Source organism: Acinetobacter sp. SwsAc4 (assembly GCF_013391535.1).
Taxonomy (GTDB): domain Bacteria; phylum Pseudomonadota; class Gammaproteobacteria; order Pseudomonadales; family Moraxellaceae; genus Acinetobacter.
On sequence record NZ_JACAXC010000017.1, the window covers coordinates 53,934 to 68,296 of the forward strand.

Genomic DNA, 14,363 nt, shown 5'->3' on the forward strand with positions numbered 1-14,363 from the left:
TATCCACATGATAAACTGTTGTTTAATCTAAATTCATAACTTTTATCTACATTGGTTTGCCCATTTTATCCTCAGAGAAATATCCGAGGATGGCATCCAGACGCAAGATAAATTCATCATCAGGTTTCCAATAGTAACAGCCTTGCTGCGCCTGCCCATTCATGCCGCGCAAATACAGATAAGATGCGCCGCCTAAATGCTGCTGCATATCATAATCCTGCAATTTCACCGACAGATAACGATGTAGTGCCACAAGATATAACGCTGCTTGCAACCAATAACTCGACAACGACATACTTTCTGCAATCTGAGGCTGCTGATAATCCAGTTGCTCCGCTCCCAGATAATTACTCTTATAATCGGCAATATGGTAACGCTGACCATCGAAGTACACCAAGTCAATAGAGCCATTTAAGTAACGGGCAGATTTAGCCTCAAGTAACTCTGGCATTTCGATGCCATATTCCTCAAACAGCTGCTGTACACGCTGCATCGCCAACACTCGATCTGATAAAGCCAGATAGAAAGGACATTCAGACAAGTATTGTCCTGCAGCTAATTGCTTTAACTGAAAACCCTGATTAAGTGGCGTGTGTAATACCTCACCAAGCCAATCAGCAATCCATTGATACAGTTGTTGCTCGCTATTTTCTTGTTCAGGGAAATGCTGTTGATATTGAAATAGTAGCTCTGACCATAAACTTTGATAGGTATTTTTAAAACGACGGCGAATTTCTTCTACCCACATGTGGGGTTGCTGAAAATTAATCTGTTCAAAAATCTCATGCAGGAAATTTCCAGCCAGCGTTCCTCTCGGAAAGTGTTGTTTAATCCAGGCAATCGGTTGGGAGGCAGATGCAGATGCTGTCAGCCGAACATGTATCTCATCCTCCGCCTGATCAAAGTTCTGCTCAATATTGGCCAGACGATCCGCATGACTGGCCTTGTGTCTTAAATGCTGTGCCAGATAACTGAAGCTGGTTTTTCCGCGTGCATAAAAACGCTGCATAGGTAAAGGCTGTGCGGAAAGTGGAATTCTTTGTTGGGTCTGCTGCTGGCGGTGCAATGCTTGCAGCCGCTCCAGAACCAGTGCTTCATCCAGACAATGTGGATGCTGGAATGCTTCACCATGATTCTTCCAGAATGCCAATCCTGACAGTTTCTTCTTATCACCCTTTTCAGGTTCAAACACCGCATAGACCCGATGACTGGCACGAGTCAACGCCACATACCACAAACGGTTCTGCTCAGCCTGCGCCCGTTGCTGGTGCTGATCCAGCTCATTCTGTTGCAGAAAGTTTTTATCCGCAATCGCCACCACACGCTGTGTTCGTGTTTGCCCTGTTTCTGGCAGCTGGATTTCTGTGGTTGAGAAATTTAAAGCCTCTTTTTTTGAGTCTGGTGCTGCTTTATTTGCTCCAAGCAAAAAGACGATTTTAAATTCCAGACCCTTGGACTGGTGGATGGTCATCAACTGTACCCCAGCTTCACTGGAAAGCTTATGTTCCAGTTCCCATTCACGGTTACCTGGAGAATTGAGTTGCTTTAAATACCAGTGATAGAGGTTTTGCGCTCCCTGCACATGCTCACTATGCTGACTCAGAATATCAGTGAGATGGCGCAGATTCACCACTGCCCGTTCATTGTCCTTGCTTTGCGTTGCAACCAGTTGCTGCCAGATACCATACTGGTTCAGGCAGCGTTGCCATGCCACCAAAAATCCCTGATTCAGCCACATTTCACGGATGTCATCGAATTGCTGAATATAATGGCTCAAGCCCTCTGGACTTTGTTCCAGTGCCAATAAGCGACTTAAATCAAATCCAAACAGTCGACTCAGCAAGGCACGCTTTAACTTGGCTTCATCATAGGGATGCAGCAAGGCCGTGAGTAAAGCACCTATATCCTGTGCAATCTTTGAATCAAACACACTGCGCTTTGAGGGCCGATTGACACGGATTCCCAAGTGTTCCAGTGCATACTGCACCTCGTCCAGTTGTCGGTGGCTACGCGAAAGCACCGCAATATCATCTTCACAAATGACTTTGCGTACCTCACCATCCAGGCATAGCTGCTGCAAATGTGCCTGATTCAGCAAGCTTTGAATTTTCCATGCGACTTGAGTAGCTTGCTCATTGCCTTCTTGTAGTTGTAACCAGCGCAACGGCGCGGGATTGGCCTGTTCATTGTCAATCAGGGCAGGATGTGGACGCGAACCAGCCTGAATCGGGTCATAGATCACCTGCTCGCCAAAATCCATTTGCCGCTGAAACAGCACATCCACCACTTCAACCAGTTCTTTCACCGAACGGTGGTTGTGGATCAGTTTATATTCACGCCCCTGCTTCGCCATAATATCCTGATAGGCATTCAGGAATGTCAGCATGTCGCCGCCACGAAAGCCATAAATCGCCTGTTTACGGTCACCGACCATAATCATGCAGCTTTTTTGGTAACGTTGCGGATGACGCCAGATACTGGCCAACATATCATCTTGATCTTGGTTGGTATCCTGAAACTCATCCACCAGAATCAATGGATAGCGTGACTGTACAAATACCGCAAAAGATTGTCCTTGCTCGCCTTTTAAAGCTTCAGACAACGTCTTGATTTGCTGAGCAAAGGTGGTCTCGCCTTTTTGCTGCAACACTTGAGGCAAACGCTTTTTGACTTGCTGACAAAGATGAAACTGTAAATAGGTATTGAATTGATCTAAATCATTTTGAATTTTAAGTTTCATCTCCCAAATATCTTTTAATAACTGAATCAAAGGATGCTGGTAAAAACAGTCCTGAATGCTTTGATCACATTTATTAAAAATACTACTTCGAGCTTGTCCTTTGGAATCTAAAAATAAAACATCGACGTCTTTGAACGCCTTTTGATCAAAATAAATATCTATACCCTGCTCTTGAATTTGCTGAGCCAGCCGAACTAAGCCTGTTTGAAAAATGAAATGAAAACGATCTTTTGCAAAAGCCTTTTTATTAATAAATTTATAATATGCACCATCGAGTAGATAATAATCCTGTAACTCTTGTAAATATTGTGATGAACTTGTTGCGAACTGATGCAAGCATGATTCAAACTCAACTGTGCTAAACACAGGCAAATCTACTTGTTTCAAATGTGCTGAACTAAAATTTAAACTGGATTCTACCAATTGAATATAATGATCTACGCTCTTTAGTTGCTGACTCATATATAAAAAATCAATCACTTGCTGTGGTTGGGTCTGAATCCATTCCCGTAACACATCATGAATCAATTGACGGGTGTAGCTTTTGGCATCCTCAGTAATTTCTGCGCGTTCAATTTTTCCACTTTCAAAGGCAAACTCACGCAATAGCTTTTGGCTAAAACTGTCCAAGGTTCCAACAAATAATTCATCCAATTGATCGATGACCAATTTTAGCCGTTCACAGGCATAGGCAATTCGTGGCGCAAAGTTTTGTAAGACCTGTTGTTTTAAGGGATCAGACTCTTGTAATGCCTTGGCCTGAATATCTTGTTCCAATACATCACGAAAAGGCTCTAAAAATTCAAGGATTTCGACCAGACGCAAACGGATACGCGTTTTCAGTTCTGCTGCTGCAGCACGGGTAAAGGTGGTGGCAATCACCTGATTAGGCAGATATTTCTCTAAGAAAATCCGCACCATCAAACTGGATAGCGTATAGGTTTTCCCTGTTCCTGCAGAGGCTTCGATTAAATGCAGCCCTTCAAATTGAATATCTCCAATCGGCTGATAAGACACTGGATACTTTGAGTTCATGTCTTACTCCACCCGTAAAAATTCAAAAATCGGTTGATACAAAGCATAGGAATAATGATCACAGGCATACTGTAATAAAGCGGTTGCATCTTGCTCTTGCAAAATGAACTGCCAATCGCGGTGCAATTTACAGGCTTCATTCTGGGTCATATCAAAACCCGAGAAATCCACCGTATCATTCCAGTCCTTCAATACTTGCTTTTGACTCTCTTCAGTTAAAACCTGAGTTGAATCCAGCTCAATCCACTCATATTGCTTGCCTTTTTCCAAAGGCTTTAACACTAAGCCAGCAGGCAAGACCACAGGCTGCTGCTGTGCATCGTGCCAAAGCTGTAACCACGCATTTAAATAATGCTGCGCCTGTTGTGAACTTAGGCCTTCACAAATCACCGTCTGATCACTAAACACCACAATTCGGCGCTTCTCTGTAGCAGCGTCACTCTTGATTAGCGCCAGCCAAAGCAGATATTCCAGCCAGACTTTGGCAAAGCGCTTGGCACGTGCACTGGAAGCATCCAAACTGACCCAATCTTGAGTCAGTTGTTTCGGGGTCACACAGGCGATTTGCAATTGTTTCGAGACCCGCCAAACCCGTTGCGTGGTTTCAGTCGGCGCTGCGGCGTATTGCTGCAAGCGCTCCAACAAGCGTTGCTGCTCTAAGCGACTTTGCTGCCAAGCACTGTGCTGAACTTTGCCAACAGGCAACTGATCTTGCAACAGACTCGGAGAGAGCTGATCATCCTGCTGCTGTAAAAAATGCCGAATGGCATATTTACCGAGACCATCGAGTAATAACGGTTCAGCTTGATCGGCCAATTCTTTTGCGGTTAAATTTTCCACACCCAAGGTCTTTAAATACAGCCGCGCAGGGAAACTGATATCTTGAATCCATTGCTGACTCTCCAAAATGATCATTTCATTTTGTTCAACGGGATAGACGGTATTGACCCATGCTTGCCGCTCACCTTTCATCTGCTGAATCTGTGAAGCGACCTTAAACCATTGATCTTGGAAGCGCACAGGCCGATTCGAAACAAAGCCGAGTGGATCAAAAGGCTGTAACCGATGTAAATGATACAGCGGATAAAGCTGTGTGGGGACCTGCAAAGCATCCAATCCAGCCAAATCCACTTCGGATAAAGGAGAACCATCTTCACTGCTCGTCGGTTTTACAATCAAAGCCAAATGATCACGGAAGCCCTGCAACACACTGGATGGCTCTCTGACTTCGCCATCATTGAGATCAAAGCCATTATAAAACAGCCAAACCTGCTCTTGTGCCAATAAGATGGCATCCAAAAATGCGCCCTGATCATCTTCCAAACGAGAGCGATCACCCAATTGCTGACGCAGTGCATCCATCAAGTCAAACGGAATATGACTGTCCCGATTTGGAAATTTACCCGTATCCAAATTCAACAATACAATCAGCCGATAAGGAATCGGACGAATCTGTCCAATCTGACTAAAGGTGATTTGTCCTGTCGGTTCAACTTGCGCAGACTGGCTTTCTAAAGTACGTTGAATTTCCTCAACAATATAAGGCAAAGGCAAGGAAATTTGACGTAACTGGGTTTCGGTATCTTCATAATAGCTGGCCAAAGTCAGCATACGTTCTTGCTTCTGAATAATTTCACGGATTGCTTTTAAAGCAACTACATCGGCTTGCTCAAACTCCTGTACATCCGCCTTGATTCGCTGTAGCCAAAACTCGACCGACAAACGTTGGCCTTGTTCATGTGCCACCAACCAATCTCGACGCGCTGCTAAATCTTGATAGATCTGAATCAGAATACCAATCAGTTCAAAATCACTTGGCTGCACCAAGGCATAACTGAGCATATCCTGCACCATCACATGGGCAGGCACAGCAACTCCTAAAGCCAAACGGTCCAAAGCAAATTTAAAACTATAACGGTAGTCTTGATCTTCGTCACTCAGACTTTGCTTTAAGTGTTGTTCGTCTAAACCACGTTTAAAGCCAGCATCATTGAGCAAGGCTAAAATGCGTTGCACCTGCGTATAGTCCAATCCATAACACTGCTGCGTCGCGTAAAGATTAAGCCAATCCGCAAAATCATCCTGCGTAAAACGACCCTGTGTCAGTTGCAAACGTCCAAGTACAGCACGCCATGCGTTTAAGGCATCTAATTGCGCAACGCCAGCAATTTTAACAGGTAAAAATATCTCATGTTCATTGGCAACCGCTGGAAACACACTACGGATCAAAGGCTCTAGTTCAGCTAGGTTCGGAACCAAAATTAATACGTCATTTGGACGACGTGGCTGACCATCCGCCTGAGATAGCCAATGGACCAACTGCTCTTTTAAGACTTCAAGTTGTCGTATGCTGGAGTGGCATACGTGGATCTGAATTGACTCGTCCTCAGGCGCAAGTTCATATTGCTGCGACTGTGGCTCTGCTAAATAGAAGATATCGGATTGAATTTTACCCAGTAGCGTTTCGGGAAACTGCTCCACAAAGGCATCGACCCACTTACCTTCATCTCCAGTTGCCAGTTGCGACAACAGCGAAAAGTGGTCACGTGCCTGCTTGCCCAAACGTGTCAGTAAGGGATGCCGAGACTCTCGATTTAAGGCATTAAAGCCCAAACTAAAACTGTCGAAGAATGCGGCAATGTCTGCATCACTGGCATTGGGATGTTTGGCAATATAGCGCTCTTTCACGCCCAAGTCATAACGCTTCTTCCAGAGTGGATCGACACTGTCAGCCCAATATTCTTGTGATGGGTTATAGTGCAAAATTACCACATCTAGATATTGCCCCAAACGACGTAAAAATTGCAGTTGGCTCGGTGGTAAATCTAAAATCGTAAATACAATCACCTGACTTGGCAGCTGTGCCAAAGCTCGGGGTCGTGTCTGCTGATCGTCTAGAAGTTGCCAAAAATCAGCATCAATGCTTTGTATTTCAACAAAATCATCATGAAAGTAGTTTTGCCACAACCAACGCTGCCAAGCTTCTAATTGTTCGGTTTGTTTTAGGCTAAAGGCTGAAGTTTGTTGATCTGTTTGAGCAATCAATTGTTCGATATTTAAGGCTTTATTCTGTCCCCAAGTCGATAGCCAATTCCCCACACAGGTACAATTGCTTTGGCAGCCGCGTTGACAATGACCGCGATAAATCATGTAGTTACTAAACAGCTGCGAAACTTGCTCCGCCACCCAATACAGCATACTTTGTTTTTTTAGTTGTTTTTCAGTGCCTTGTTGCAGTTGATCGGCGCTGTCGTAAATCCGTTGCACAATTGAATATAAAGGGTGCTCATTCACAACAGTATTCTGTTCGGGTTGAATAAAAGGCTGTAAAGCTTGATGAATACGCCACTTTAAAATCAAACGTGGAATATTGGCTTTACGCACTTGTTCTTTATTTTCTAATACTTGCTGGTATGCATACCACTGAAAACCACGAATGCGTTGATGAAATTGATAGTTGGCAGTCATGCCTTGTTGTTCGGCAATTTTCTGCGTCAACCATTGTTCTTGTGCAGGACTGGGAACAATAAAATGCTGAGTTTGAAATACCTGAAATGGAGAAGAACTCGATTGGGTGATTGATGCCATCACACCTTGTAATAACACTTCAAGGCTTTGACTTTGAATAACATGAATACCCATCTACAAATATGACCTCATCAGGAATGCTTATTGTATTGCACGAAAACATACATATTTATCACTATACAACTTCATATAACTATGTCACGTTAAACATACAAGGAAATAAATAAATTGTTTTGAAATTCACCACTCAATCCGATTGAATGTACTATCGAGGGATAGACTTTAGGTATAACTTTATGAAAATTGAAAAAATTCCTGATTCGATTGATCCAAACTTAAACTTGGAGCAAATTCGCGAAGAGTGTTTGGCACTGACCAAAAATCGTGCATATTGGTCTGCAGGTGCAGCGATTGTACCCATCCCATTTTTTGATGTGGTCGTTGATTTGGGCATGCTCACTCAAATTATTCCTTATATTAATACGCGTTTTGGTTTAGCACCTGAACATATCAGTGTCTATGATCCTGAAACCAAAAAAGTACATTGGGATGAGCTACGTAAACGTGGTTTTGAATTTTCAGGTTTGGTGGTGGCACGCACAGCCATGAAAAAGTCTTTTAATGGTTTTTTCACGAAAATTGCCACCAAGCAAGTGACCAAGTTTATTCCTTTAGGCGGACAATTGGTTGCTGCAAGCCTCGGTTATTTTATGATGCGTAAAATTACCGAAGCACATATTCAAGATTGCTATAACCTTGCTAAACGCATTCAACAAAAAAATCGTAGTACCATTGTGGCTTAATCATAATATTTGATGACGACAAGGCGGTTTAATCCGCCTTGAGTTGTTTTAAAATCGCCTTTAAAACTTCGATCCGTGCTGTATTTTTATCATCCGTAGCGATTACATACCAAGGCGCATAATCTGTGTTGGTTCGTTCGAACATGTCTGCAGCGGCTTTTAAATAATCGTCCCATTTATCACGATTACGCCAATCTTCTTCAGTAATCTTGAAACGCTTATGTGGAGTTTGTTCACGATCTTTAAATCGAACTTCTTGTTCATCTTTACTGATTGCAAGCCAAATTTTTACAATTACGGTTTGACTATCAACCAAGTTTTCCTCAAACCGATTAATTTCATTATAAGCACGTTGCCATTCAACGACTGAAGCAAAACCCTCTACACGTTCCACCAGCACACGCCCATACCATGTACGATCAAAAATGGTAATTTTTCCGCCATCATTGAGTTTATTCCAAAAACGCCACAAATAAGGACGGCGTAATTCATAACGTTCAGGTGCAGCAATACTATGAATTTCATATTCACGTGGATCTAATTTTTTAACAATTCTTTTTATTGCTCCCCCTTTACCTGCGGCATCCATACCTTCAAAAGCAACAATCACTTTTCGTTCGTCGTAACATAATGCATCAGCTACTTTTTTGGTTAATTTGTTCAATTCTTCTTTGTAGTCATCTTTATCTAGGCTTTGTTTTGAAGGTTCTAACAGTGCTGTGGGAATCTGTGCTTGTTGCCATTTTTCCGTGACTTTAGTTTGATGGTCAGGCAACTCTTGCAATGTTTGTAATATGTATTGAGCAAAACATTGATCACGTAGAGCTTCATCTTCACCATCAATCACAAACCAATCATCGGTAAATCTTTGGCTTAACTCCTGCAAAGTATCGTATTGTTTTTTATTGCGCCAATCCAAACCATGTAATTTATGCCAATGCTGTTCCGAAGCATCAATTTGGTCTAAGCGTTTTTGTAAGGACTTCCACGATAAATCAAACCAAACTTTGACCACATGCACATTATTATGTTGTAAATCATGTTCAAAAGAACGCATCTGTTCGATATAAGCATCAAACAATGTTTCATCCAATGGTTTTGACACATGCATGGCGGTTGAAAGCAAGTCACTGTACCAATTCCCAAACATCACCACGATCTGACCTTCGGCAGGAATAAAACGCGTATAAGACTGCCAAAAAGTTTGATAGGTCGTTAATAACCGTGGTGCATCTGCTTTAACTCTTAAATAGCGTGGATCTAACCATTCACGTAATTGCTTAACCGCCTCGCCTTTCCCTGCTAATTCAATCCCACTTACTAAAATCAGAACACTTTTTGCATTTTTTTTATCTTGGCTATCTTTTAAGGCATATTGTGCTTCAATCAAATCTAAAGACAACGCATCTTCATCACGCAATTCAAATTTGGGTTGTTGTATACTCATATTCGGCTCTAAATGGCTCATTATTAAGAATAAGTATAATGAAATCTATTTCACTGCATGCAAAACCCTTGTACAGTTTCTGTAGAACTCAATCCGTGTATCAACATAGTGACCGATTGTTAGACATTTAGAGTTTATGCTGTCATGGTTCTTCGTTATGATGCAGCCTATGATTTTCTGGTTTTATTTTATTTGAGTTCGAACATGTCAAAACTCGCTGCATTTGATCATCTTTTATTACAATACCAAACTCTGAATTACCACCAAAATCCAGCACTTAAGCAACGTCTGCATGAAGTACAAGCGTGGATGAAAGCACGCATCGCAGAAACCCATAAAGAATTTTTTGCTCTGCCTGAAAATCAACTGATGGCACAGTATTTTCTTAATCGCTTGTATGGCGGTCCTGATTTTGAGGCAATTGCACAGCAAATCGAACGCCTGTTGAAATATGCACATAAAGCAGAAAGCTTACTCCCTGAAAATGCAATTAAAACAGGAACAAAATCGGTCAGTCTTGCTGTACTTGCCACTCAACTCGATGAACAAGTCGCAGAACAACTACTCAAAGATTATCCTTTGGAAACACCACTCACTGATGAAATCATGCGCCAGACCTTAGTCAAACTCGATCAAGGTGATGTACGTTATGAACAATTACAATTACTTGACGAGCTCGGTCTCACATTAGATAAGTATATGCGCTCTACGATGATGTATGCGGCTTTTAAAATGTGTAAAGGCATTGCAACCAAATATCAATTTGAACCTATGTACGATTTTATCCAAGAAGGTTTTGCTGCAATGAAACCGATGAAGTCTGCTGCAACGTTTATCAAAACATTTACGGCAAAAGAACGTGAAATCATCGAAAAAGTCCACGCTGGTCACCCAAACCCATTTCGTGACTAAATTGAATTGATAGCCATCCCTCTTCGTATTAGGAGGGATTATTGAATTCCAAAACAAAAATTAAAAATGCTTTTGAGCGTGTGACTTTCTGTATATTATTCATAACAATGATATGCTAAACCCTGTAAAAAAATACAAAATCTGTCATCATGCTTGCTGATTCGTGCCGCTAGAGCGAAAGTTTAGGAGAAAACTATGTCTAACGAAAACCAACAGCCTACCCCAGAAGTTGAGCAAAACCCAAGTTCAGACAAAGTCAGTCCTTTCCTCAGTTCTCCACTTCCTCAAGGAGCGCCTCAAGGTCAACAGCAATCGTTACAACAAGGTTCAACATCAACACCGAATACATCAGTACCAAAATATAATTTGCCACGTGGTGCCAACACGGGAAATGTTGGAGCAACCACTCACTTTGGCTATCAAACTGTAAGCAGTGATGATAAGGCACAAAAAGTTGCTGAAGTTTTTCATTCAGTTGCAAGTAAATACGATATTATGAATGACCTGATGTCATTCGGTATCCATCGTATTTGGAAACGTTTTGCGATTAATATGTCAGGTGTTCGCCGTGGTCAACATGTACTGGATATTGCTGGTGGTACAGGTGACTTAGCAAAAGTATTTAGCCGTGAAGTCGGTCCACAAGGTCATGTCGTACTCTCAGACATCAATGAATCCATGCTAAATGTAGGTCGTGATCGTCTGATTGATGCAGGCTGTACTAACGTTGATTTCGTACTTGCCAATGCTGAAACTTTAGAACCCTTTGCCGATAATAGTTTTGATTTAGTGACTATCAGTTTTGGTTTACGTAACGTGACGGATAAAGATGCCGCACTACAAGCCATGTATCGCGTACTTAAACCAGGTGGTCGTTTATTGGTTCTCGAATTCTCTAAACCTGTGTTCGAACCATTCTCTAAGCTTTACGATCTTTATTCATTCACTGCATTACCAATCATGGGTAAACTCGTTGCCAATGACTCTGAAAGTTACAAGTATCTTGCAGAATCTATTCGTATGCATCCAGACCAACGTACCCTCAAAGGCATGATGGAAAATGCAGGCTTCCAAAGCTGTGACTACCATAACCTCACTGGTGGTATTGTTGCAGTTCACCGCGGATTCAAACTTTAAGGCTTAAGATATGTGGTCGATTTTAGCACTGGGTGCAGTCGAACGTATCATTCATCAGGTGATTGATCTGGATGCGATTACCCGTATTCAGCTCAATCAGCTACAAGGTCAATTGTTGCGGGTTGTGATCGATCATCCACAGCTCTCGGTTGATGTTTTTTTTGATGAAAATAAAGTTCGTCTGGAACCTACCGTGACTGGACACAGTCAAACCCCATCAATATTTGAACAGCGTCCCTACGATGTCCAAAATAAAATTACAGATGCCACAGCCACCCTGCATGTCGCCAATGTGGTCGAATTAGTCAAGCTCCTGCTCAGTGATATGGACCAGATTGGCAATATTCCCCTACAAGGCGATTACCATTTATTACAAGATATTCAAAGAATTATGCAGCAAGCAGAGCCTGATCTCGCTGCGCATTTATCGCCTTGGATTGGTCCACAACTGGCACATGAATTGGGTAAGATTCAACTTGCACCCAAACAACTCAAGCGTTCATTACAAAGCCATTTGTTCTTTATTGAAGATACTTTAAAAGAGGATAGCGGTTTATTTGCACCACGTTGGCAAATGGATGATCTTCATCGCAAAACGCGTCAACTCAATCAAGAATTAGATCGTTTAGAAGCGAAATTTCAACAGTTACACGCTTCATTTAATCCAGCAAAACATTCCTCACAAGACTAGGTAAGATTTTATATGATTCCGCATGTTACACGGTTACTCGAACTCTGGCGTATTGCAGCACATTATCGCCTTGACACCCTGTTCCCTGCGGAAGAATTACCAGTAAAAGCCCGCCATGCCCTAAACATTATCAAAACTCATCCTGCGGCATGGTCAAGTCGAGAGAAAAAGAATCCGCTCAAGCTTAAAGAAGCTTTAGAGGATATGGGACCCTTAGCGATTAAACTGGGTCAGTTGCTTTCTACTCGTCGTGATTTGATTCCACCAGAAGTATTATCACAATTGGTGTTGTTACAAGACCGTGTCAAACCCTACGACACCCAATTGGCAAAACAACGCATCCAAGAATCGCTCAAGGCTGATGTATCCACACTATTTTCTCGCTTTGATGAGCAACCCCTCGCTGCGGCATCGATTGCACAAGTACATACCGCTGCATTACACGATGGCCGTGAGGTGGTGGTGAAAGTCACTCGTCCTGATATTCGCAACCAGATTCTTCAGGACTTTGAAATTCTGGCATGGCTGGGTGACTGGCTGGAAAACCGTCTAGAAGCTGCCCGTGCGCTGCACCTGTCCGAGATCATTCAGGACTACCGTCAGATCATTTTAAATGAGCTTGACCTGAGTCTGGAAGCGGACAACACTCGCCGTATGCGCCACTACTTTACAGGCTCCAGCATGATGTATGTGCCTGAAGTCTATATGGATAGTAAAGACGTGATGGTAGCGGAACGCATCACGGGTGTGCCAATTTCTGATATTGCTACTTTTGATCGTTTGGGTATGGACCGTGCGGACTTGGCAGAAAAAGGTTTGACCATTTTCTTTACCCAAGTGTTCCGTGACAACTTTTTCCATGCCGACATGCACCCCGGCAATGTCTTTGTCGAAACCATTAACCCAAGTAATCCGCGTTTTATTGCTCTAGATTGCGCCATCATGGGTGAACTGTCCAAACATGACCAAATGACAGTTGCCCGTATGTTGCTTGCAGTAATGAATAGCAACTTTATGCAACTGATTCAGATCGTACATCAAGCAGGTTGGATTCCACCAGGCACAGATCAAGATGCCTTGTCACGTGAAATGCGCCGCACTGTTGGTCCAATGGTATCAAAACCGATGGATCAATTGGATTTCGCAGGAATTTTGATTCAGGTGATGGATATTGCACGTCGTTTCCATTTGGAAATTCCGCCGCAATTGATGCTATTACTCAAAACATTGGTACACGTAGAAGGCTTAGGCACAGATCTTTACCCACAACTCGATATTTGGAAACTGGCAAAGCCGATTCTGACCGAATGGGTCAAAGCCAATATGAATCCTGTTAAAAATATCAAGGAAATTGGACAACAGATTCCAGATCTATTATTAGGCGCTCAAGATTTACCTACCCTACTGATCGACAGTTTAAATGGTTTAAAAAACCAATCCGCATGGCAAGATAAGCAACTCCGTGAAATTCAGCAGATGCGTTTGCAAATGCAACAACAGCAACGCCGTAGTTGGATGTTTGGTAGCACTATGCTGATTATGCTCACCGTTGCGATTATTAGTCCTTGGTTTGTCTCCATCATTTTAATCGTATTAAGTGCAGTGATTGCAGTTTGGCGAATTATGAAATAAGTTCAAAAATCCCTTGCTCTGACAAGGGATTTTTTATAACGTAAATATTTCATTTTTAAACCCACAAATAATGTATTTAATCATCGTGAGTAAAATAATAAAAATCTCGTGATTTAGCTCTGAGTAAAGCCATTTAAAAATAAAAAAATGAGACATATGTCACAAAATCAAACATATCATTTAGATATGAACACTTATTAAACTGATAAATGAAATTTAACTAAATAATACAAGAAATCTATTTAGATTAAATAGGGTGTGTTGACACTTTTAGCTTAAAAAAATAGCGAAGTAGTAAAATCAAATCGCCAAACCCAATTTTACTATTCGCTATGCCTCGTACCATGCTGACAGATCAACACTGGCAAAAGTTGAAAGTTATTCTGCGTAATTTATCCATTCACCACAACTCAAATTTACGCAATTTTATTGAAGCTA

8 protein-coding genes and 1 pseudogene are annotated in these 14,363 nt (G+C 42.1%); 6 read left to right on the forward strand and 3 right to left on the reverse strand.

The genetic code is table 11. The annotated features are described in order from the left end of the window. Positions 1–46 precede the first annotated feature (46 nt). Both HYG88_RS09650 and HYG88_RS09655 read right to left on the reverse strand, forming a co-directional pair. Positions 47–3,775 carry a UvrD-helicase domain-containing protein gene (locus tag HYG88_RS09650; RefSeq protein ID WP_178882988.1) on the reverse strand — a complete coding sequence of 1,243 codons (3,729 nt, stop codon included), beginning with the start codon at positions 3,773–3,775 and terminating at the stop codon, positions 47–49. A gap of 3 nt (positions 3,776–3,778) precedes the next feature. Beyond that, positions 3,779–7,417 carry an exodeoxyribonuclease V subunit gamma gene (locus HYG88_RS09655; RefSeq protein WP_178882989.1) on the reverse strand — a complete coding sequence of 1,213 codons (3,639 nt, stop codon included), beginning with the start codon at positions 7,415–7,417 and terminating at the stop codon, positions 3,779–3,781. A gap of 182 nt (positions 7,418–7,599) precedes the next feature. Between HYG88_RS09655 and HYG88_RS09660 the strand changes: the two genes are divergently transcribed. After that, positions 7,600–8,106, forward strand: coding sequence for a hypothetical protein (locus HYG88_RS09660; RefSeq protein ID WP_178882990.1), 507 nt, complete (start codon positions 7,600–7,602; stop codon positions 8,104–8,106). A gap of 28 nt (positions 8,107–8,134) precedes the next feature. Here HYG88_RS09660 and HYG88_RS09665 read toward each other — a convergent pair whose 3' ends face one another. Next, complete coding sequence (locus tag HYG88_RS09665) at positions 8,135–9,553, reverse strand: phosphate--AMP phosphotransferase (protein ID WP_178882991.1); 1,419 nt, start codon at positions 9,551–9,553, stop codon at positions 8,135–8,137. A 204-nt stretch (positions 9,554–9,757) separates the two neighbouring features. On the opposite strand from HYG88_RS09665, the gene HYG88_RS09670 reads away from it, so the two are divergent. The 5 genes and pseudogenes from HYG88_RS09670 to HYG88_RS09690 all read left to right on the forward strand — a co-directional run. Continuing rightward, on the forward strand, positions 9,758–10,465 hold the full coding sequence (locus HYG88_RS09670; RefSeq protein ID WP_178882992.1) for a hypothetical protein: 708 nt from the start codon (positions 9,758–9,760) through the stop codon (positions 10,463–10,465). Between the two features lie 195 nt (positions 10,466–10,660). After that, the gene (ubiE, locus tag HYG88_RS09675; protein WP_004659241.1) at positions 10,661–11,602 is read left to right on the forward strand and encodes a bifunctional demethylmenaquinone methyltransferase/2-methoxy-6-polyprenyl-1,4-benzoquinol methylase UbiE; all 942 of its coding nucleotides are present in this window, start codon (positions 10,661–10,663) and stop codon (positions 11,600–11,602) included. 10 nt (positions 11,603–11,612) lie between these two features. Continuing rightward, the gene (locus tag HYG88_RS09680; RefSeq protein ID WP_178882993.1) at positions 11,613–12,293 is read left to right on the forward strand and encodes an SCP2 domain-containing protein; all 681 of its coding nucleotides are present in this window, start codon (positions 11,613–11,615) and stop codon (positions 12,291–12,293) included. Between the two features lie 12 nt (positions 12,294–12,305). Continuing rightward, a complete protein-coding gene (locus HYG88_RS09685; protein WP_178882994.1) occupies positions 12,306–13,925 on the forward strand; it encodes an AarF/ABC1/UbiB kinase family protein in 1,620 nt (539 codons plus the stop codon). A gap of 332 nt (positions 13,926–14,257) precedes the next feature. Then, positions 14,258–14,363: pseudogene (locus HYG88_RS09690) on the forward strand (IS5/IS1182 family transposase); the annotation flags it as partial.